We start from the raw sequence: 20,001 nt of genomic DNA on the forward strand, positions 1-20,001 counted from the left end.
CACGACGGCGCGCGGCTCGCCCGCGAGCAGGCCCGGCGCGAGCGCGACGCGGCGAGCGCCGCATTCGCCGCCGAGGCCGCGGAACGCCGCCGCATCCGTCGCACATCGCATCCGCGCACGAGCTTCGCATACGTGGTGGCGGCCTTGGGCGCTGCGCTGGTGATCGGCGCGATCGCGACGCTGTCGAGCGGCGCCGGGGTCTTCGCCGGCGCGGTCGGGCTGTTCGCGGCCGCGCTGGTGCTGGCGCTGGCCATGGTCGTCGCCGGCGCGTCGCGGCGACGGAGCGGCTTCCTCTCCTTCATGGCGCTGCTCACGGTGCTCGGCGGGACGGCGGCCGCCGTCATCCCGCCGATCGTGACCGAGGTGGCGTCGTGGGACCAGTCGGTGAGCAACCTCCGCGACAACGGCACGGTGACGCAGGAACGCGGCAGCCTGTACGTCGACCTGGCCGTCGTCGACGGCTCCCCCGCGCCGGTCGTGATCGAGAAGGGATCCGGCAGCACCGTCATCGCCGTGCAGCCGGGGGTCGAGCTCGACCTCGACGGCGCGGTGGGCACCGCGGCCGTCTACGTGCAGGAGTGGGGCGACAACACCCTGCTCCTCGATGCCGCCGACCTCGGATCAGCCGCCGACGGCACCGTGCACGCCCGGTTCTCCGCCCCGGAGACGACCGTCGTGACGTACCAGACGGTGTCGATCCGGCAGGCCAGCGGCAGCGTGGTCATCCAGCTCCTGCCCGACACCGAGCCCGGCCGCATCACGTCGACCCCGACCACGATCCCCGTCCCGTCCCCGACATCGACCCCGGAGGTGACGCCGTGAGCGAGCCCGCAGAGAACCCGGCACCGGAATCCGAACCCGTGCCCGACACCCGCAGGCTCCCGACGGGGACGGACACGGCAGAGCCCACGGTGCCGGCGGAGCCGCCGATGCTCAAGGCCGCCGCGCAGGATCCGCCCGAGGCGCGCCTCACGCCGCCACGGACGCGGTGGGCGGCGATCGTGTGGGGCCTCTTCTTCACCGGGGTGTCGGCGATCATGCTGTGGATCCTCACCGGCGCGGACCGCCGCGAGGCCGTCACCGCGTGGGCCCGGGCGACCGACGCGCCGACCGCCGTCGCGATCGGCCTTCTCGCCGTGGGCGTGCTGCTCCTCGTGGCCGGGGTCGCGGCGCTGCTGCGCCGGATGCAGCGACGCGGCACACGGTGAGCCGGGCGTCTTTCTCGGTAACACGTGGATACGGAACGCAACGGAGGCTGCGGCGTCGTGGCCGAACCGTTACCTTGGACCCATCGCGGCGATCCGGGCGGTTCCCGGACACCGGCTCATACCCGGTAGCGCAGCGGGTTCGACTCCCGCCGTCGCGTCTGATCCCTGATGCCCGCCCGCTCCGTCAGTCGAACTCGGCGCGGTGCTGCTGTGCCCACTGACGGAAGGTGCGGGGCGCGGTGCCGGTGAGGTTCTGCACATCGTCGGTGAGGATCCCGGACCGGCCGGCGCGGAACAGCTCCTGCAGGTCCTGCAGGCCGCGTGCCTGCGGTTCCGGCGTGCCGCGCTGGATGCTGACCTCGGCGAACTGCTCGGGAGTCACGGACACGCACTCGATCTGCCGGCCGAGGACGTCGGCGAGGATCTCGACCTGCGCCTTCGCGCTGAGCGCCTCGGGGCCGTTGAGGATGTACCCGTGCCCCTCGTGGCCGGACTCGGTCAGCACGGTCGCGGCGACGCGGGCGATGTCGTAGGCGTCGATCGGTCCGGTCAGACCCGGGCCGGTCGGGTCGTAGACCCTTCCCTCCGACGCGATGCCGTCCTTCCACCACAGCGCATTGGAGGCGAGGGTGTTCGGGCGCAGGTAGGTGATCGCCAGGCCCGAGTCGCGGAGCACGTCGTCGCGCTCGTCGATCGCGGCGCCGATGATCGGCCGCGGATGCAGGACCGTGCCGATGGAGGACAGGACCACGATCCGGTTCACGCCGGCGGCCTTGGCGGCGTCGACGACACGCTGCGCCTGGGAGGGGATCGGAGCGGCCTGCATGAAGAAGATCGCCGCCACCCCGTCGACCGCCGCGCGCAGCGCGGCGGCGTCGTCGAGGTCGCCGGTCGCGAGCTCGACCGCGTCCGGCAGCCGCCGGCGAGCCTTGTCGGGGTCGCGGACGTAGGCGCGCACGTCGTGGCCGGCCGCGACGAGCTGGGTGACGAGCTCGCCGCCGACGTTGCCGGTGGCTCCGGTGATGAGAAACATGGTGCTCCTTACGGGATTCGATGGGTGTGACAGCGGGCGTGATCGGCCGTCACCAGGGGACGTCGCCGTCGCGGTCGCGGTAACGACCGGTGAGGTCCCGGTCCTCGCCGATGGCGAAGCGGATGATCGCGTCGGTGCCGTCGGCGACCGAGTGGCCCACGCCGCCGGTGAACGCGGTGGCGGTCAGTCCGGGGTCGGCGGCGTTGATCCGGATGCCGGGCAGCAGGCGCGCGTAGCGGGCGGTGAGCATGTTGATCGCCGCCTTGGACGCCGCGTAGAACGGGCTGCCCGCCCGTGACTCGATCGTGGACGGATCGTGGAACCGCGCCAGCGATCCCAGGCCGCTGCTGACGTTGACGACACGCGGCGAGGCGGCACGCTCCAGCAGCGGCAGGAACGCGTGGATGACGCGGACGTATCCGGCCACGTTGGTCGCCAGGACCTGCTCGATGCCGGCGCCGGTGAGGTCGCGGACCTCGTCCTGCGGGCCGGTGATGCCGGCGTTGTTCACGAGGACGTCCAGGTGTCCCGCCTGCGCACCGACCTGGGCGGCGGCGGCCGTCACGGACGCGTCCGAGGTGACGTCGAGCAGCACGAACCGCGCGCCGACCTCCGCCGCCGCGGCCGCGCCCCGCTCGGCGTCGCGTGCAGCGACATAGACGGTGTGGCCCGCCTCGACGAGGCGCCTGGCCGTCTCCCGCCCGATGCCCTGGCTCGATCCGGTGACCAGCGCCACCGGATCCGCTCCATGCGGTGATGTCATGCCAGGGCTCCTTCCGATCCGGGCGGCAGATTCGCGCCGAGGACAAGCCTGTGACCGCGCAGGCACGACAGCGTGGCCCGCCCTGTCCCACCCTGATGACGCGAGCGCGAGGACAATCGAAGGCATGGAAGCCCTCCTCGAGCTCGGCCCGCTGCTGCGCACCTGGCGTGGACGCCTGCAGCCGGGCGACGTCGGCTCGCCCTTCGGGTCCGCGTCGACCCGCACCGCGGGGCTCCGCCGGGAAGAGGTCGCCTGGCTCGCCGGCGTCTCCCCCGACTACGTCAAACGTCTCGAGCAGGGACGCGCGCACCCGACCGCGAGCGTGGTGCACGCACTCGCCCGAGCCCTCCGGCTCTCCGAGGCCGAGACCGCCACCGCACTGCGTCTCGCCGGGCACGCCGACGACCTGCGGGCTCTCATGCCGCGCCGGATCACACCGAGCGTGCGACGCCTTCTCGACCGCTTCCCCGACACCCCGGTGGCCGTGTTCGACGCGGCGTGGACCCGTCTCGACCAGAACCCGCTCTGGACCGCCCTCACCGGCGATCCCCGCGGGCGCGGGGACCGCGAGGACAACCTCGTGTGGCGGGGCTTCCTGGGCGAACCCGGACGCGTCCGGCACCCGCAGCCCGACCAGTACCGGGCGTCGATCGTCGCCGACCTCCACCGGGTCCACGCCCGGTACCCCGCCGACCCCGACCTCGTCTCCCTCGTCACGACGCTGCGTCGGCGCAGCGAGGACTTCGCACGTCTGTGGGGCGCCTCGGACCTCGGCGAGCACGGCAACGAACGCAAGACCATCGACCATCCCGAGCTCGGCGCCATCGAGCTCGACTGCGACATCGTGACCGTCCAGGGAGCCGGGCTGCGGCTCATCATCTTCACCGCCGAGCCCGGGACGGCCGCCGCCGACCAGCTCCGGCTGCTCAGCGTCATCGGCTCCGAGCGCGTCAGCGCGCGCGGAGGGAGCACGACCGGATCTCCGCCGACGTCGTGAGCGGGCTCACCGCCCGTCGCGGACGTCGCGGACGAAGGCCTCGACGCGCTCGCGCATGGCCGCGACCCGCGTGGCGCGGGCGGCCTCGACGTCGAAGCCCTCGTAGGCCAGCGGGGGCCGCCGGCGTGCGTTGCCGTTGCACTGGAATCGCTCGCACACCAGGGTGCCGACCGCATCGCCGCGGCGTCCGGCCGGCCCGGTCCGTCGCGCGGTGAACAGGACGACGTCATTGGGCAGGTGCGTGTCCGCGCACCAGGCACATTGGGCGCGCGCCCGCGGACGGGCCTCCGCCTGGCGCAGGAGGACGGCGGTGGGCTCGCCGTCCAGCTCGACCACGACGTATCCGACGAGGGCGAGCTTCCGGTCTCGGGCGCCGTAGAACTCGAGCGACTCCCACGCGGTGTCGGCGATGTCCGACGGCAGGATGACGCTCTTGCGTTCCGACTGCGAGACGTTGATGAGCGCCGAGCGCAGCTGCGCCTCGGTGAGAGCGTGCATGAGGGTGCCTTTCGCGAGAGTGAGAGGCGGATGCCGCGCTGCCGGCGACGATCCGCGAGCGGGGTCGACACGATGGCGCCGCGGGGCGATGCGCTCTCAGGGGCGCGCCGCGCGACGCCGGTGCGGCGTCATCTCTCGCCGGCGCTGAAGCCGCCGGCGACCTCCCTCCGGCCGCGAGGGCCGTCCACGATCTTCACCCTTCGAGGATAGGCCCCGTCCGGCGGCTCGGGCTCAGCGCATCGAGCTCGCCCACAGCGCGGCCCGGGTGCGCGAGGGGAGATCGAGCTTGACGAGCAGGTTGCTCACGTGCGTCGCAGCCGTGCGCTCGGCGATGCCGAGCCGCGCGCCGATGTCGCGGTTCGACAGGCCTTCGCCGAGCAGTGCGAACGCGTCGCGCTCGCGCGCGGTGAGCCGGTCCAGACGCCAGGCACGGTCGGCATCCCTCGGAGCCGCCGGCGACGAGGCGGCCGTCGCCAGCGCCGCAGCCGCGACCTGCGCCATCGCGCGCAGAAACCGCAGCAGCGGCTCGGTGACCGCGGCGTCCGCGGCGATGTAGCAGTTGATCACTCCGCCGTGCTCACGGCCGAGCGGGATCGGGGTCGCGATGTAGTCGCTCCATTCCACCTCGCGGATGTAGTCGTGCACCGGCAGCCACGCGCCGTCGGCCAGCATCCGCTCGCGCCGCCCCGTCAGGACGCGCTGCGAAGCGGGCTCCGGCGCATCGAAGCTCGCCAGCCGGGCACCGCGCGCACGGCATTCCTGCAGCCGCCCCAGGAGTGCCGGGTCCGGTGCGAACCCCGCGGCGCCCATCGCCCGCACCGGCCGGCGCGGCGGCTCGGCGACGACCACCTGCACCCCGGCGACCCGGTCAGCGCACTGGATCGACTCCGCGATCGCCGTGAGCACGCTCTCCACGAACGAACCCTAACCCTGCCGGCTACGTCATTGTTCGCGGGTGCGCACGCAATCGGACGTTGCCTCGCCTGCGGCATCCGTCGGGCTAGAACGGAGAGAGCCGGAGACGACGTCGTGCCGGCGGATCGGAGACACCACATGGACGATTTCGCCCGGCAGCAGCGGCAGACCTATGAGGCGCTCAAGGCCGCCCCCGGGGCGCCGTTCATCGCACAGCGCCCGGCGTACTTCAGCCCCGGCGCCGCGACGCAGGACGCCGCGAACGGCACCAACACGTACATGCGGTTCGGCCCGATGTTCCTCGCGACGCAGTTCACCGACACCCTCGCCGAGGCCCGCGCCCACCACGACGCCGCGTACATCGGCGACTGGTCGCCGCTGGCGAAGATCCGCGTGACGGGTCCGGACGCGCTGCGGTTCCTGTCGTGGCTCGGGATGAACGACCTGTCCCGCTTCGAGATCGGTCAGATCACGCACCACGTGCAGCTGGACGAGAACGGCTACGTCGCCATGGAGGGCATCCTGCTGCGCGTGGCCGACGACGACTTCGTCTTCACCGCCGGCAGCGGCGCCTGGCTCGAGCACCAGGCCTCGCAGGGCGACTGGGACCTGGAGCTGGCCGACCTCACGCCCGACCGCTTCATCTTCGGCGTGCAGGGGCCGCGGTCGCTGCCGGTGCTGCAGCGGCTCGCCGACGGCGACCTGCGCGACATCGCCTTCAACCGCAGCCGCACCGCCCGCATCGCCGGGCACGACGTGCGCGTGCTGCGCACCGGCATCTCCGGCCAGCTCGGCTACGAGCTGCACGGCGACGCCGCCGACGGCAACGCGGTCTGGGCGGCGGTCGTCGAGGTCGGCGAGGGGCTCGGGCTGCTGCAGCTCGGTTTCGCCGCCATGTCGAACCAGCACGTCGAGGCGGGCATCGCCACCAACGGTCTCGACTATCTGCCGGCGTCCATCCCCACGCCGGGAGCGCCGTGGCAGTTCAAGAGCGGTGGCCCGACCGGCAGCTTCGTCCCGACCGGCCTGGCCGACTTCTTCCGCACCCCCGGCGAGCTCGGGTGGGGTGCGCGCGGCCGCACCCGCAGGGATGACTACCTCGGCAGGGCTGCGATCGAGGCCGAACGGGATGCCGGAGGGCCCGCGCGTGCGTTCGTCGGGCTCATGTGGGACACCGACGACGTGAGAGCGGTCTCGGCGTCGCTGTACGACGACGAGCCGATCGACCAGTTCGTCCTGCCCCGCTATGCCGGCGCCGCGTTCGACCGCATCGTCGCGGGCGGACGGGACGTCGGCGTCGCCAGCGGCCGCACCTACAGTCCGTACCTGCGACGCATGATCTCCTTCGGCGTCCTGGCCCGAGAGCACGCCGCGCCCGGCGCCGAGGTCGAGGTGATCTGGGGCCGCCCCGGCTCCCGGCAGGTGCCGATCCGCGCCACGGTGACCGCCCTGCCGTTCGTGCCCGACGGACGCCGCGTCGACGTGTCGTAGCCGGCATCGCCGCGGCGGCCCGTCCGAACGGCCTCAGCGGAAGACGGGCGCCGCCAGGTCCGGATAGTCCGCGAAGATCCCGTCGACCGCCGCCGCGCGCAGCGCCGCCCACTCCGCCTCGTAGTCGCCGAACGCGGCGGGATCCGACCCGCGGCGGAATCGGGGGTCGAGGAACACGTTCTCAGGGCGCGCCGTCCACACGTAGACCTGCAGCCCCCGCGCATGCGCGTCGGCGACGACGCGAGCACGGGCGGCATCCAGCACGATCGCCTTGTCCACGCTGATGCCGTCGACCGCCGCGGCGAGCGCGTCGAGCCCGGCCGGGGCGACCAGGTCGGCGTACGACGGCGCATCGGCGCCGTGGGCCAGCACGAGATCGACGGGCGAGCCCTCCGCCTCGACGAGCTGGACGTACGTCGCCGTCAGGCCCCGCGCACGCAGCCGGGCCAGCACGGTCGGCTCGAACGACTCCACGATCACGTCGCGATCCGCCCAGCCCGCGGTGCGCAGCGTCGTCTCGACCATGGCCGCCATGTCGAGGCCCAGGGCCTGGAAGTACGCCGCGTGCTTGATCTCGAGCACGAGCCGCACCGGGCGCTGCGCCGCGTCCAGCAGGGCGAGCAGATCGCACAGCCGCAGCACGGGTGCGTGGCCGTCGAACGTCGCCGATCGCGGGCGCAGGCCGGGGATCCGCTCGCGCGAGCGCAGACTCGACAGCTCCGCCCAGGTGAGGTCCTCCGTGAACCAGCCGGTCTGCACCGTCCCGAGGATGCTCTTGGTGCGCCGGTGATGCGCGAGGTCCGGCCGCTCGGCCACGTCCGTCGTCGCGGAGATCTCGTTCTCGTGCCGCACGACGAGCACGCCGTCGCGCGTCGGCACGACGTCGGGCTCGACGGCATCCGCCCCCATCGCGATCGCCAGCTCGTACGAGGAACGGCCGTGCTCGGGCCGGTGGCCGGGGGCGCCGCGGTGCCCGATGACGAGGGATGGCACGCGCGCAACGTATCCGGGCCGGGTGACGGACGCGGATCCCGGCAGCGGACGCCGCGTGAACGCGCGGTGACGGCTTCCCCGGCTCAAAGGCCACTCACAGACACTCCCGGTGACCGGACGGCGCCGTGCCGTTACCCTGGAATCGCAGCATGGTGCTGCCAACTCAGACCTGGAGTGTGATCTGGCCATGGCCTCGTCCAACCCCGTGTTCAACAACCCGGCCTTCCAGGAGCGCGGCACCGCGCGCCCGGCAGGCTCCACCGGCCTCACGCCGCCGCCCGCCCAGGCGACGACCGGCGCGCAGGCCGCGGCGAACGCGCAGCTCGAAGGCGCCTACGCCGCTCCCCCCGCCGGCGCCATCGAGACCGGCCGGATGACCGTCGAGGACACCGTCTACAAGACGATCGCGCTGTTCGGCGTGCTGCTGGTCGGCGCCGTCGTCGGATGGCTGTGGACGATGGCCGGCGTCACGACCGCGAACCCCAACCCGTCGATCGTGCCGTGGATCGTCGGCGGCCTCGGCGGCTTCATCCTCTCGATGGTCGTGATCTTCGGCTCGCGCACCAAGGTGCGGCCCGCCCTGATCTTCGCCTACGCCGCGTTCGAGGGCCTGTTCGTCGGCGGCATCTCGGCCTACTTCGAGTACATCTGGCCGGGCATCGTGCTGCAGGCGACCCTCGCGACGGTCGTCGTAGTCGGGGTGACCCTCGCACTGTTCGCCAGCGGCAAGATCCGCGCCTCGGCGCGTGCCACGAAGATCTTCCTGATCGCGATGGTCGGCTACCTCGTCTTCGGCCTGCTCAACGTCGTGCTGATGATGTTCGGCGTGTTCAGCGCCGACAACGGCGGCGCGTTCGGCATCTACAGCGTCAAGATCGCCGGCATCCCGCTGGGCCTGATCATCGGCGTCCTGGTCGTCATCATGGCGGCGTACTCGCTGGTGCTGGACTTCGACCAGATCCAGCAGGGTGTGCGCAACGGCGCCGCCCGACAGTTCGGCTGGCTCGGCGGGTTCGGCATCATGGTCACGGTCGTGTGGCTGTACCTCGAGATCCTCCGCATCCTGGCGGTGCTGCGCAGCAACTAGCCGCCGCTGACAGGGCCGTCCCCGCGAGGGGGCGGCCCTGTCACGTTCACCTCGCCCGCGAGGGCACCTGATCGACGTGGCGGAGGACTCTCCGCCCTCCCCACGTCCGCGTCGTTCTCGTGCGACTGCGCGCGATTCGTGGCGTCGGATCGCACGAAATCGCCGTGGTCGTGTGGCGGGGGGTCGGGCGGCTCACAGCGCGGCGCGCACGGCGACGCCGAAGGCACGCATCGAGGACGCCGCGTCCATCCGCGCGGCCGACGCGAGCGCCTCCGCCGACAGCGCGGCACGGCGTTCCCGGTCGCCGACGATCCCGGCGACGGCGGCGGCGAGCGCCTCGCCATCGCCGGAGGGGACGAGGACGCCGCCGCCGGCGGCGAGCGTGTCCCGCGGGCCGTAGGGCATGTCGTACGACACCACCGGCACACCGTGGGCGAGGGCCTCCAGCACCACGAGCGGCTGACCCTCCGACGTGCTCGTCAGCACGAGCACGTCGGCGTCCTGCCACCCGCTCTCGGGATCGGCGACATGACCGGCGAGCTCGACGTCGGCATCCAGCCGTGCGGCGAGGTCGGCGACGGCCGCGCGCTCCGGGCCGTCGCCGTACACCGCCAGCCGCGCGCCGGGAACCCGCGCGACGGCGCGCACGGCGTGGTCGACCCGCTTGCGCGGGATGAGGGTGCCGCGGATGACGACGCGGCCGGGCTCGACCATGGCATCCGTCGCCGGCGAGGGCGCCGGGTGCGGCACGACGAACGACCGGATGCCGTCGATGCGCCGCGCCACGTCGTCGCGCTGCGTCGGGGTGAGCCACAGCACGGCCTCGAAGCGGTCGGCGACGCGCAGCCACCGCTCCCACGCCGGCTGGATCGGAGCGTCCGGGGTGTAGGGCGGCTCGAGGTGACACGCGTGCGTCGTGTGCAGGATGGGCACATCGGGGCGCGGACGCCCGGCGCCGTCGTCGACGAGCAGCTCGCCGATCTGCCGCGACTCGCACACGAGGACCGCCGGACGCTCCCGCCGGGCCCGCTCCGCCGCCACGACGTGATCGATCCACACCCGGTACAGCTCCCGGTAGCCGCGCAGCCGCCCCACCGGCGCCCCGCCGTCGAACACGGTCACCGGCTCGTCGGTGAGGTGCCAGGTCGCGGCCTCGCCGCCGTACGGCAGCTCGAGCACCGGAGCGCCGGCGGCGTCCGCGATCAGCCGACGACCGTGTCGCAACTCCGCCCGGGGGTCCGCGGGACCCTCCTGCGGGGTGGCCTCGGCGGCATCCAGGCGGAGTTGTGACACACCCGCGGCCGGCGAGACCGCCGCGATCAGCCACGACGGATCGGCCCGGGCATCGTCGAACAGGTTCCGCAGCCGCGCCGGGTCGGGCAGCATGCCCCGCCGCTGCCACTCGGCACGATCGGCGTCGTGCTCCCCGCCGAGGTCGACGGTCAGCAGCAGCGGGAACTCCCCCGTCGCCGCGGCGATGTCGGCCGCCCGCCGCAGCACGGACACCGTGAACCCGCCGTCGAGCCCCGGCACGAGCCGGCTGGCCAGCAGCAGGTAGGACGCGTCGGGCAGCTCGCCCGTCACGTCGTCGCTCCCGCTCGACCATGGCCCGAAGGTACCCTCACTCCCATTCGATGGTCCCCGGCGGCTTGCTCGTCACGTCGAGCACGACCCGGTTGATCTCGCGCACCTCGTTCGTGATGCGGTTCGAGATCTTCGAGAGCACGTCGTAGGGCAGGCGGGTCCAGTCGGCGGTCATCGCATCCTCGGACGACACCGGGCGCAGCACGATCGGGTGCCCGTAGGTGCGGCCGTCGCCCTGCACGCCGACCGAGCGGACGTCGGCCAGGAGCACGACCGGGCACTGCCAGATCTCGCCGTCCAGTCCCGCCCTGGTCAGCTCCTCGCGGGCGATGGCGTCGGCGTCACGCAGGATCTCGAGGCGGTCAGCGGTGACCTCGCCCACGATCCGGATGCCGAGGCCGGGGCCCGGAAACGGCTGCCGTGCGACGATCTCCTCCGGCAGGCCCAGCTGCCGCCCGATCGCCCGCACCTCGTCCTTGAACAGGGTGCGCAGCGGCTCGACCAGCTCGAACTGCAGGTCCTCCGGCAGGCCGCCCACGTTGTGGTGGCTCTTGATGTTCGCGGTGCCCGTGCCGCCACCGGACTCGACCACGTCGGGATAGAGGGTGCCCTGCACCAGGAACCGGATCGGCTCCCCCGCGGCTTCGGCCTCCGCGACGAGGTCCTGCTGCACCTTCTCGAACGCGCGGATGAACTCGCGGCCGATGATCTTGCGCTTCTGCTCCGGATCGCTGACGCCGGAGAGCGCGGTCAGGAACGTCTCCCGCGCGTCCACCGTGATCAGCCGCACCCCGGTGGAGGCGACGTAGTCGTTCTCGACCTGCTCGCGCTCGCCCTTGCGCAGCAGCCCGTGGTCGACGAAGACGGCGACGAGCTGGTCGCCGACGGCCTCGTGCACGAGCGCGGTGGAGACGGCGGAGTCGACGCCGCCGGACAGCGCCGACAGCACCCGGCCGACGCCGACCTGCTCGCGGATGCGGGCGACCTGCTCGGCGATCACGTTGCCGCTGTTCCAGTCGGCGGGAAGGCGGGCCGCCCGGTGCAGGAAGTTCTCGAGCACGTTCTGGCCGTAGTCCGAGTGCTTGACCTCGGGGTGCCACTGCACCCCGTAGAGGCACTTCTCGGCGTTGCCGAACGCGGCGACCGGCGTCGCCGTGGTGGACGCGAGCACCTCGAACCCGGCGGGCGCCTTCGAGACCTGGTCGCCATGGCTCATCCACACGTTCTGCTCGGTCGGCTGTCCGTGCAGCAGCACCCCGCCGTCGCCGACGAGCGCGGCGTCCGTCGCCCCGTACTCGCGCAGGCCGGTGTTGGCGACCTCGCCGCCGAGCGCACGCGCCATGACCTGGAAGCCGTAGCAGATGCCGAGGGTCGGCACCCCGAGCTCGAACACGTCGGGGTCGAGGCTCGGCGCCCCCGGCTCGTACACCGACGAGGGACCGCCGGAGAGCACGAGCGCGACCGGGTTCTTGGCGGCGATCTCCGCCGCGGTGGCCGTGTGCGGCACGATCTCGCTGTACACCCCGGCCTCGCGCACGCGACGTGCGATGAGCTGGGCGTACTGGGCGCCGAAGTCGACGACGAGGACGGGACGCTGGGAGGTTTCGGTCTGCTCGGTCACCGGATGGCTCTCTGGACGGGGTCAGGGACGGTCGATGGTCTGCGTGAGCGTGGCACCGTCGCCGAGCCCGGCCGCGGCCTCCGCCGCCTCGCGCGCGGCCAGGTAGGTCCGCACCTGCCGCGCGACGAACCCCTCCAGGAAGAAGGACAGCAGCGGGATCACGCCGCCGAGGGCGAGCAGCAGGAACCGGCCGAAGGCCCAGCGCATGAGGCTCCACACCCGGAAGCAGCTGAACAGGTAGACGACGTAGAACCAGCCGTGGGCGATGAGGATCAGCGTCGACACGTTGACGCCGTCGCCGGAGGACTCGCCGAGCTCGGTCATCTTCGCGAACCACAGCGCGCCGCCCGATCCACCGGCGAACAGCTCGTAGCCGAGCCCGTACTTCACGATCATCTCGGCGACCAGCAGCAGCAGCATGGAGCCGGTGATGATCGAGCAGACCTGGTAGAACCTCAGCGCCGTGCGGATCGCCGGGAAGGTGGCGAGCTTGGGCTGCGGCATGGGCTCCATCCTACCCGGGCGGTCGGGTCAGGATGCCGCGTCGGCGCCCTCGGCCAGCTCCTCGAGCTCCTTCTCCCAGGCGTCCTTCGCGAGCCGGTACCAGAGGTAGAAGGCGAAGCCCGCGAACACCGCCCATTCGACCGCGTAGAAGATGTTCAGCCAGTTCACGCTCGTCCCGGACTCCGGGGCGGGCGAGTCGATCTGCGCGAGGCCGGCGAACGCGGTGTCCGAGACCAGATACGGCCGGTAGACGTTCAGGGCGTCGACGTCGTGCCAGCGTCCGAGCAGCGAGACCGGCGACATGGTCGTCAGCTCGAGCGGGTCGCCGCCGGTGGGAAGCGACGGTCCCTCGTCGGCGATGAGCCGCCCGGTGACCGTCACGGTCGCGTCGGGGTCGGCGTCGGCCTGCGTCTCGAGCGCCGTCGCCGCGGCCGACGCGGCCGCGGCGTCCGCGGTCCATCCGAGGGCGACCGCGATCGAGGTCGGCTCGGCCGTGTCGTCACGTCGCAGCTGCGCGGTGATCCAGTAGCCCTCGACGTCGTCGTTGTAGCGCGAGGAGACCACGATGAAGTCGTCGGCCACGAACGTGCCGGTGACCTCGACCCGCTGGCCCTCGTCCGTGTCGAGCAGGCCTTCACCCGGCGCGATCACGTCGTCGATCGGCACGACGCTCTCACTGCTCGTCTCCTCCGCGGCGGGGGTCGCCAGCGCCCGGCCGAGCTGCCACTGGCCGAGCCAGGCGAACACCCCCGCGACGACCAGGCACAGCGCGAGCATGCCGAGCCAGCGGGGCCGCAGCATGACCTCCCGCAGCGTCGGCGGGAACACCTCGGGGATGTCGTCGCCGGCCTGCGGAGGCGGCTCGACATCCGTCACGAGCGGTAGGGGGCGACGACGACCTCGACCCGCTGGAACTCCTTGAGCTCCGAGTACCCGGTCGTCGCCATGGACTTGCGCAGCGCCCCGATGAGGTTCGCGGTGCCGTCGGCGACCGGTGCCGGACCGTAGAGGATCTCCTCGAGGGGGGCGACCTGGCCGACCGGCGCACGGCGGCCGCGCGGCAGCTTGGGATGATGCGCCTCCGGGCCCCAGTGGTAGCCACGGCCGGGGGCGTCGGTCGCACGGGCGAGCGCGACGCCGAGCATGACGGCGTCCGCCCCCATCGCGAGCGCCTTGACGATGTCGCCGGATGTGCCCACCCCGCCGTCGGCGATGACGTGCACATAGCGCCCGCCGGACTCGTCCAGGTAGTCCCGGCGGGCGCCTGCGACGTCGGCGACCGCGGTGGCCATGGGCGCGTGGATGCCGAGCGTCGTCCGCGTGGTCGAGGTCGCGCCGCCGCCGAAGCCGACGAGCACGCCCGCGGCCCCGGTGCGCATGAGGTGGAGCGCGGCGGTGTAGGTGCCCGCCCCGCCGACGATGACCGGCACGTCGAGGTCGTAGATGAACTTCTTCAGGTTCAGGGGCGCCGCCACGCTCGAGACGTGCTCGGCGGAGACCGTCGTGCCGCGGATGACGAACAGGTCGACGCCGGCGGCCACGACCGTCTCGTACAGCTCCTGGGTGCGCTGCGGGGTGAGGGCGCCGGCGACGGTGACGCCCGCCGCGCGGATCTCGGCGAGGCGGTCACGTACGAGCTCGGGCCTGATGGGCGCGGCGTAGAGCTCCTGCATGCGCCGGGTCGCGCCGGCCTCGGGGAGCGCTGCGATCTCGTCGAGGATCGGCTCGGGGTCGTCGTAGCGGGTCCACAGCCCCTCGAGGTCGAGGACGCCCACTCCCCCGAGCTGGCCGAGCATGATCGCGGTGCGCGGGGAGACGACCGAGTCCATCGGCGCGCCCAGCACCGGGATGTCGAACTGGAACGCGTCGATCGACCACGCGGTCGAGACGTCCTCCGGGTTGCGCGTACGCCGGGACGGCACCACGGCGATGTCGTCGAAGGTGTACGCATGGCGGGCGCGCTTGGCCCGGCCGATCTCGATCTCCATGCTCACCCGGCCAGCCTACCCGGCCGCCGCTGCGGCGAGCGGGCGGGCGCTTACCAGTCGATCTTCTGCGGCGCCGGCTCGTCGTGGGCCTGTTCCCAGGAGACGACGGGGTTGCGCAGCGTCCCGACCCGCTCGATCTGGGCCTCGACGACGTCCCCCGGCTGGAGGTAGAAGTCGAAGGGGTTCGGCTGGACCGCCGCGACGCCCGACACGGTGCCGGTCGTGACGATGTCTCCCGCGCTGTAGGTCTGCGGCGAGTGGTAGGCGACGAGGTGGGGAATGGACACACGCATCTGCTTGGTGTGACCGACCTGGCGGACCTCGCCGTTGACGCGCAGCTCCATCGACAGGTCCTGCATGTCGGGGATCTCGTCCGCCGTGACGATGTAGGGGCCGATGGGGCAGAACGTGTCGATGGCCTTGGAGAAGGAGAACACGCCCGACTCCATCTCCCGCCGCTGGATGTCGCGGGCCGTGATGTCGTTGAACACGGTGAACCCGGCGATGTGCTCCAGTGCCTCGTCGGGGCCGAAGAACTTGCCGGGCTTGCCGATGATGACCGCCAGCTCCAGCTCGTAGTCGAGCTCCTCCGTGAGGTGGCCGGGATACACGATCGGGTCGTCCGGGCCGATCACGGCATCCACGTTCTGGAAGAACACGATGCCCTTGTGCACGGGGTGCGACCAGTTGACCGCCTGCAGCTCCTCGTGGTGGTCGGCGAAGTTGCCGGCCGTGTGGAAGAACTTCTTCGGCCGGATCGGCGCCCGCAGGCGGACGTCGGCGAGGGCGAGCCGCTCGCCGGTCTCCTCGACCTTCCCCTCGCGTTCGAAGAACTCGCGGGTCGAGGGGACGTCGAGCTCGATGACCTCGTCGTCCTCGAGGCGGCCGACGCGTCCGGCGTCGAAGGTGATGAGCTTCATGGTGTCTCCGTTCCGTGGATGTCAGGCGCCGACCATGTTGAAACCGCCGTCGGCCAGCATGTAGGCGCCCGTGATGTGCGACGCGTCGTCGGTGGCGAGGAACAACGCGGTCCCGGCGACCACCTCCGGCGGCGGGATGTGCCCGAGCGGGGTCTGGGCGATGAGCTTCTCGCGGCGCCCGGACTTCCAGTCCTCGCGCGCCAGCGTCGCGCCGGTCTCCATGAAGCCCGGCGCGAAGATGTTGACCCGCACCTGCGGGGCGAACGCCGCCGCATACGACTTGTTGATGCCCAGCAGACCGTACTTGGCCGCCGCGTACTGCGGCGCCCGCGCGCTGCCGCGCACCACGACCGTCGAGCCGATGTTGACGATCGCGCCGTGGCCCTGCTCGACCATGCGCTGGCCGAACTCGTGCACCATGTACAGGGTCCCCTTCACGTCGACGTCGATCACACGGTCGAGCGACTCCTGCGTCAGCTCCTTCCACGACATCTGCTCGGTCGCGACGTCGCCGACGTTGTTGACCAGCACGTCGACCGTGCCGAAGGCGTCGAACGCCTCGGCCGCCAGCTGCTTCACGGCGTCCCACGTGCCGATGTCGGCCTGGAACAGCTCCGCCTCGCCGCCGATCGACCGGATGCGTTCGGCGGTCTTCTCGGCGCCGGCGCGCGAGCTGTTGTAGTGGACGCCGACCCGGGCGCCCTCCTGCGCGGCGCGGAAGGCGATCTCGTGGCCGAACCCCGTGCCGGCGCCGGTCACGAGGACCGTCTTGCCGGCGAGCCGGGGGAAGATCTGAGGTTCGGTGCTCATGTGTGCTCCTTGACAGGGGTCAGACGAGGGTGCGTCCGCCGTCGGCGTACAGGACGTGTCCGGTGACGAAGCCGGCGTGCACCGACGAGAGGAACAGCGCGGGGCCCGTCACCTCCTCCGGGGTGCCGAGCCGGCCGGCCGGCACCAGGCTGACGAGGTTCTCGCGGACACCGGGCTTGGCGAGGTGGTCGCGGGTGAGGTCGGTCTCGATATAACCGGGCGCGATCGTGTTGACGGTGACGCCGGATGCCGCCCACTCGTTGGCCATGACGCGGGCGAGCTGGTTGATGGCGCTCTTGGACACCGCGTACGGACCGTGGTTCTTGTGCGCCATGAGCCCCGCGACCGACGACAGCAGCACGATGCGCCCGTGCCCCTGCGCGACCATCCGCCGGCCGGCGGCCTGGGCGAGCTGGAAGGCCGAGTCCACGTTGATCCGCAGGATGCGGGACCACTCCTCCTCGGCGAAGTCGAGGATCGGACGACGATCGTTCACCCCGACGGCGTGCAGCAGCACGTCGAGACCGCCCAGCGCCTCGACCGCCGCCTCGACCGCCTGTTCGCCCGAGCCGGGGGCCGCCAGGTCGAGCCCCGCGCCGCGGACGCTGCCGTGATCGCCGTGCCGGTCGCGGCGCAACGCGTCGATGCGACCCTCGTCGCGATCGACGACGAACACGTCGGCCCCGACCGCGGCATACGCCTCGACGCACGCCGCACCGATGCCGCCGGCCCCCGCCACCAGCACCCTGGCCCCGTCCAGACCGAGCCACCGGCCTGATTCTGTCGACAGATCATGGACAGTATTAGTCATCGAAACGTCATTCCTCACTGAAGACGGCAGCTCTTTGTCGGTCGGCGGACGTATCTTTATCCTAAACTGTCGACACTCTTGGGTCAACCGTCATACGACCGGATCGCCGACCAGCGCGGCCGCCGGCACCCGGCGGCGGCGCACACGCGGCGCACGCTCGACGTGCCAGCCCAGCGTGAGGTGCTCGATGCCGATGAGCACGAGGGTCAGCGCGTAGCCCAGCACGCCGATCAGAAGGGTGCCGGCCCAGGTGTCGGCCACATGGAAGGACGTGCCCGAGCTCAGGATGAAGTAACCCAATCCCTGCGGCGATCCGTAGATCTCCGAGACGATCATCATCACGATCGCGATCGCCAGCGAGATCCGGATGCCGGCGAAGATCTGGGGAAGGGCGCCGGGGAGCAGGATCTTGCGCAGCCGCAGCAGCGGGCGGAGGCGATAGGCGCGGGCGGTCTCGCGAACCGTCGAGGAGATCCCGTCGACCCCTGCGGTCGTGTTCAGCAGGATCGGCCAGAACGCGCCCAGCGTGATCAGGAAGATCTTGGGCAGCGACCCGATGCCGAAGGTGAGGATGATCACGGGCGTGAAGGCCACCATCGGCGTGGCGCGCACGTAGTCCAGGAAGGGCTGCATCGACACCCGCAGCCAGCGGATCTCGCCGATGACGGTTCCCAGCCCGATGCCGGCGACGATCGCGATCGCCAGGCCGATCAGGACGTTGCCCAGGCTGAACAGCAGGTCGGCCCCCAGACCGCGGTTGACGAAGGCGTTCACGAGCGCGGCGAGCACGTCGGCGAAGGGAGGGAAGTAGAACGACGTGCTGCCGGCCGTGGCGACGAAGAGCACGACGATGACGAGCGCGGGTAGCCACAGCTGGACCGCAGCCTCTCGCAACAGACGCAGGAAGGTCTTCATACCGCTCCTCTCAGGACGCGTCCGTCGGCGGACGCCACGCCAGCATGCGCGACTCGACCCACTGTGCGATCTTCGTGATGGCGAAGCCCAGCAGGCCCGCGGTGAAGATGTAGGCGAAGGCGTTCGCCGAGTTCTTGTCCTGCTGGCTCGTCACGACGATGTGCCCCACCCCGGGCACCGTGGTGAGGATCTCGACGCCGATCGAGACCAGGACGGCCATCGTCGCGGCGATGCGGATGCCGGTCAGCACCGACGGCGCCGCCGCCGGCAGCACGACCTTCCGGAAGCGCAGCCATCGCCCGATCCGATAGCTGCGGACGGTCTCGTCGATCGCCGCCGACACGCTGCGCGCGCCGTACTGGGCCTGGATGAGCAGCGGGAAGACGCAGGCGAGGAAGACCACGACGCCCTTCATCGTCAGGCTCGTGCCCATGACCAGCAGCATGACCGGCAGGATGGCGATCACGGGGAAGGAGCGGCCGAACTCGGCGACCACGCGGGTGGACCGTTCGGCGAAGGAGTAGGTTCCGGTCACCAGGCCGAGCGGGACGCCGATGGCGATGGCGACGAACAGCCCGCCCAGGGCGGATTGCAGCGTGTTGGCGATCGCGGTCCAGTACGCCGCGGTCGTCACGTCGCCGATCAGACGCTGCAGGACCGTCCACGGTGCCGGCAGCGCGTCGGTCGTCATCACATCGAGCAGGCGGGCGATGGACCACACCGCGAGGACCGAGGCGAAGAACCCCAGCTGAAGCGCGAGCCGGCCGCCGCGGACCCCGCGCCGGGGCACAGTCGTCGTCGGCGCGGGGTCAACGGTGGTCGTCATCTCTGAGTCATCTCCCCCGGATCAATCGGTCGGCGCCTCGGACCACAGCAGGTCCGACGACGAGATCGCGGTGTCGATGATCCCGAAGTCCAGGAAGTTCTGCGCGGCCAGATCCACGGCGTCCACGTCGAACGCCCAGTCGAACGCCTGGAGCGCGCGGTTCGCGATCGTGTCAGCGTCCATCTCGGTGTACTCGGTGTCGACGGCCCGCACCGCGTCCGGGTTGTCGTTGGCGTACTGCGCGCCCTTGATGTAGGCGTCGACGAACGCCTCGGCGGTGTCGGCGTTGTCCGCCAGCCACGACGAGCTCGCGAAGATGAGCGACTGCGGGTCGCCGAGGAGCTCCTGGCCGCCCTTGTCGATCGACACCGCACCCGCCGCGAGAGCCTCGGAGTAGTACGTCGAGAAACTGCTGATGGCGTCGACCTGGCCGCTTTGGAGCGAGTCCAACAGCGACGCGGTGGGCAGCGCCACCCAGTTCACGCTGGTGGGGTCTCCGCCCGCCTTCTCGACCGAGTACATCGCCACCATCTGCAGGTTGCCCCCGAGCACCGGGAGGCCGACCGTCTTGCCCGACAACTCGCTCGGCGAGGTGATGTCGCTGTCCGCCGCGACCAGCAGTCCGTCGCTCTGCTCGATGTCCGCCGAGGAGGCCTGGATCTGCACGACGCTCTCCACCTCGAGCCCCGACGCGACCGCCTTGGCCAGGCCGCCGATGTCGGTCATCGCGAACTGCGCCTCGCCGTTGAGGACCGAAGGGACGTTCTGAGACGTGTCCGACGCGCCCGCCTCGATGGTGACGTTCAGACCGGCGTCCTCGAAGTAGCCCTGCTCCTGGGCGATGTAGAGCGCCTCGAATGTGCTGCCCGTGCTGCGCAGCACCGTGATGTCCGTCGTGCCGCCGGAAGCATCATCGCTTCCGCCACTGCCGCATGCGGCCAGCGCGACCATGACCAGGGCGGTGGCGCCGATGACGGCGCCCCACCGTGGAATCCCGACCTTGCTGCTGCGCCATGCTCTCGCATCAAACTGCATGA

At 71.6% G+C, this 20,001-nt stretch carries 21 protein-coding genes and 1 tRNA gene; 6 read left to right on the plus strand and 16 right to left on the minus strand.

Features of this window, described 5'->3' with window-relative positions:
- The 3 genes from QM626_RS01300 to QM626_RS01310 form a co-directional block, all read left to right on the plus strand.
- Positions 1-822: hypothetical protein (locus QM626_RS01300; RefSeq protein ID WP_415073140.1), on the plus strand; the 822-nt coding region annotated here is incomplete at its 5' end.
- The gene (locus QM626_RS01305) at positions 819-1,208 is read left to right on the plus strand and encodes a hypothetical protein (RefSeq protein ID WP_415073142.1); all 390 of its coding nucleotides are present in this window, start codon (positions 819-821) and stop codon (positions 1,206-1,208) included. The genes QM626_RS01300 and QM626_RS01305, both read left to right, overlap by 4 nt.
- An 84-nt stretch (positions 1,209-1,292) precedes the next feature.
- Positions 1,293-1,366, plus strand: a tRNA-Met gene (locus tag QM626_RS01310).
- 26 nt (positions 1,367-1,392) lie between these two features.
- Here the strand turns inward: QM626_RS01310 and QM626_RS01315 are convergent.
- Both QM626_RS01315 and QM626_RS01320 read right to left on the minus strand, forming a co-directional pair.
- Positions 1,393-2,241, minus strand: coding sequence for an NAD(P)H-binding protein (locus QM626_RS01315; RefSeq protein ID WP_415073144.1), 849 nt, complete (start codon positions 2,239-2,241; stop codon positions 1,393-1,395).
- A gap of 49 nt (positions 2,242-2,290) precedes the next feature.
- Positions 2,291-3,004, minus strand: coding sequence for an SDR family NAD(P)-dependent oxidoreductase (locus tag QM626_RS01320; RefSeq protein WP_415073146.1), 714 nt, complete (start codon positions 3,002-3,004; stop codon positions 2,291-2,293).
- A gap of 124 nt (positions 3,005-3,128) precedes the next feature.
- Between QM626_RS01320 and QM626_RS01325 the strand changes: the two genes are divergently transcribed.
- Entirely contained in the window at positions 3,129-4,001 is an 873-nt protein-coding gene (locus QM626_RS01325; RefSeq protein WP_415073148.1) for a helix-turn-helix domain-containing protein, read from the plus strand.
- Positions 4,002-4,007: 6 nt separating this feature from the next.
- Here the strand turns inward: QM626_RS01325 and QM626_RS01330 are convergent, their stop codons facing one another.
- Positions 4,008-4,499, minus strand: a complete 492-nt coding sequence (locus QM626_RS01330) for an FBP domain-containing protein (RefSeq protein ID WP_415073150.1) — start codon at positions 4,497-4,499, stop codon at positions 4,008-4,010.
- 231 nt (positions 4,500-4,730) lie between these two features.
- The gene (locus QM626_RS01335; protein WP_415073152.1) at positions 4,731-5,414 is read right to left on the minus strand and encodes a response regulator transcription factor; all 684 of its coding nucleotides are present in this window, start codon (positions 5,412-5,414) and stop codon (positions 4,731-4,733) included.
- Between the two features lie 138 nt (positions 5,415-5,552).
- Here QM626_RS01335 and QM626_RS01340 point away from each other — a divergent pair, with 138 nt between their 5' ends.
- Entirely contained in the window at positions 5,553-6,905 is a 1,353-nt protein-coding gene (locus QM626_RS01340) for a glycine cleavage T C-terminal barrel domain-containing protein (RefSeq protein ID WP_415073154.1), read from the plus strand.
- Positions 6,906-6,938: 33 nt separating this feature from the next.
- Here the strand turns inward: QM626_RS01340 and QM626_RS01345 are convergent, their stop codons facing one another.
- Positions 6,939-7,898, minus strand: a complete 960-nt coding sequence (locus QM626_RS01345) for a glycerophosphodiester phosphodiesterase family protein (protein WP_415073156.1) — start codon at positions 7,896-7,898, stop codon at positions 6,939-6,941.
- A 187-nt stretch (positions 7,899-8,085) separates the two neighbouring features.
- Between QM626_RS01345 and QM626_RS01350 the strand changes: the two genes are divergently transcribed.
- A complete protein-coding gene (locus QM626_RS01350; RefSeq protein ID WP_415073158.1) occupies positions 8,086-8,985 on the plus strand; it encodes a Bax inhibitor-1/YccA family membrane protein in 900 nt (299 codons plus the stop codon).
- Positions 8,986-9,177: 192 nt separating this feature from the next.
- Here the strand turns inward: QM626_RS01350 and QM626_RS01355 are convergent, their stop codons facing one another.
- From QM626_RS01355 to QM626_RS01405, 11 genes are all read right to left on the minus strand, one after another.
- Positions 9,178-10,569 carry a glycosyltransferase gene (locus tag QM626_RS01355; protein ID WP_415073160.1) on the minus strand — a complete coding sequence of 464 codons (1,392 nt, stop codon included), beginning with the start codon at positions 10,567-10,569 and terminating at the stop codon, positions 9,178-9,180.
- A 37-nt stretch (positions 10,570-10,606) separates the two neighbouring features.
- Positions 10,607-12,190: a glutamine-hydrolyzing GMP synthase gene (gene guaA / locus QM626_RS01360; protein WP_415073162.1), complete on the minus strand. Its 1,584-nt coding sequence runs from the start codon at positions 12,188-12,190 to the stop codon at positions 10,607-10,609.
- Positions 12,191-12,211: 21 nt separating this feature from the next.
- Positions 12,212-12,694 carry a DUF3817 domain-containing protein gene (locus QM626_RS01365; RefSeq protein WP_415073164.1) on the minus strand — a complete coding sequence of 161 codons (483 nt, stop codon included), beginning with the start codon at positions 12,692-12,694 and terminating at the stop codon, positions 12,212-12,214.
- A 27-nt stretch (positions 12,695-12,721) separates the two neighbouring features.
- Complete coding sequence (locus QM626_RS01370; RefSeq protein WP_415073226.1) at positions 12,722-13,495, minus strand: SURF1 family protein; 774 nt, start codon at positions 13,493-13,495, stop codon at positions 12,722-12,724.
- A gap of 71 nt (positions 13,496-13,566) precedes the next feature.
- Positions 13,567-14,682, minus strand: a complete 1,116-nt coding sequence (locus tag QM626_RS01375; protein WP_415073228.1) for a GuaB3 family IMP dehydrogenase-related protein — start codon at positions 14,680-14,682, stop codon at positions 13,567-13,569.
- Positions 14,683-14,732: 50 nt separating this feature from the next.
- Positions 14,733-15,602: a fumarylacetoacetate hydrolase family protein gene (locus QM626_RS01380; protein WP_415073166.1), complete on the minus strand. Its 870-nt coding sequence runs from the start codon at positions 15,600-15,602 to the stop codon at positions 14,733-14,735.
- Between the two features lie 21 nt (positions 15,603-15,623).
- Entirely contained in the window at positions 15,624-16,412 is a 789-nt protein-coding gene (locus QM626_RS01385) for an SDR family NAD(P)-dependent oxidoreductase (RefSeq protein ID WP_415073168.1), read from the minus strand.
- 19 nt (positions 16,413-16,431) lie between these two features.
- The gene (locus QM626_RS01390; protein ID WP_415073170.1) at positions 16,432-17,223 is read right to left on the minus strand and encodes an SDR family NAD(P)-dependent oxidoreductase; all 792 of its coding nucleotides are present in this window, start codon (positions 17,221-17,223) and stop codon (positions 16,432-16,434) included.
- A 90-nt stretch (positions 17,224-17,313) separates the two neighbouring features.
- Positions 17,314-18,138 carry an ABC transporter permease gene (locus QM626_RS01395; protein ID WP_415073172.1) on the minus strand — a complete coding sequence of 275 codons (825 nt, stop codon included), beginning with the start codon at positions 18,136-18,138 and terminating at the stop codon, positions 17,314-17,316.
- Between the two features lie 10 nt (positions 18,139-18,148).
- Positions 18,149-18,964, minus strand: coding sequence for an ABC transporter permease (locus QM626_RS01400; RefSeq protein WP_415073174.1), 816 nt, complete (start codon positions 18,962-18,964; stop codon positions 18,149-18,151).
- Between the two features lie 21 nt (positions 18,965-18,985).
- Positions 18,986-19,999: an ABC transporter substrate-binding protein gene (locus QM626_RS01405; protein WP_415073176.1), complete on the minus strand. Its 1,014-nt coding sequence runs from the start codon at positions 19,997-19,999 to the stop codon at positions 18,986-18,988.
- Between the last annotated feature and the right edge of the window lie 2 nt (positions 20,000-20,001).

Source organism: Microbacterium sp. (assembly GCF_047606385.1).
Taxonomy (GTDB): Bacteria; Actinomycetota; Actinomycetes; order Actinomycetales; family Microbacteriaceae; genus Microbacterium.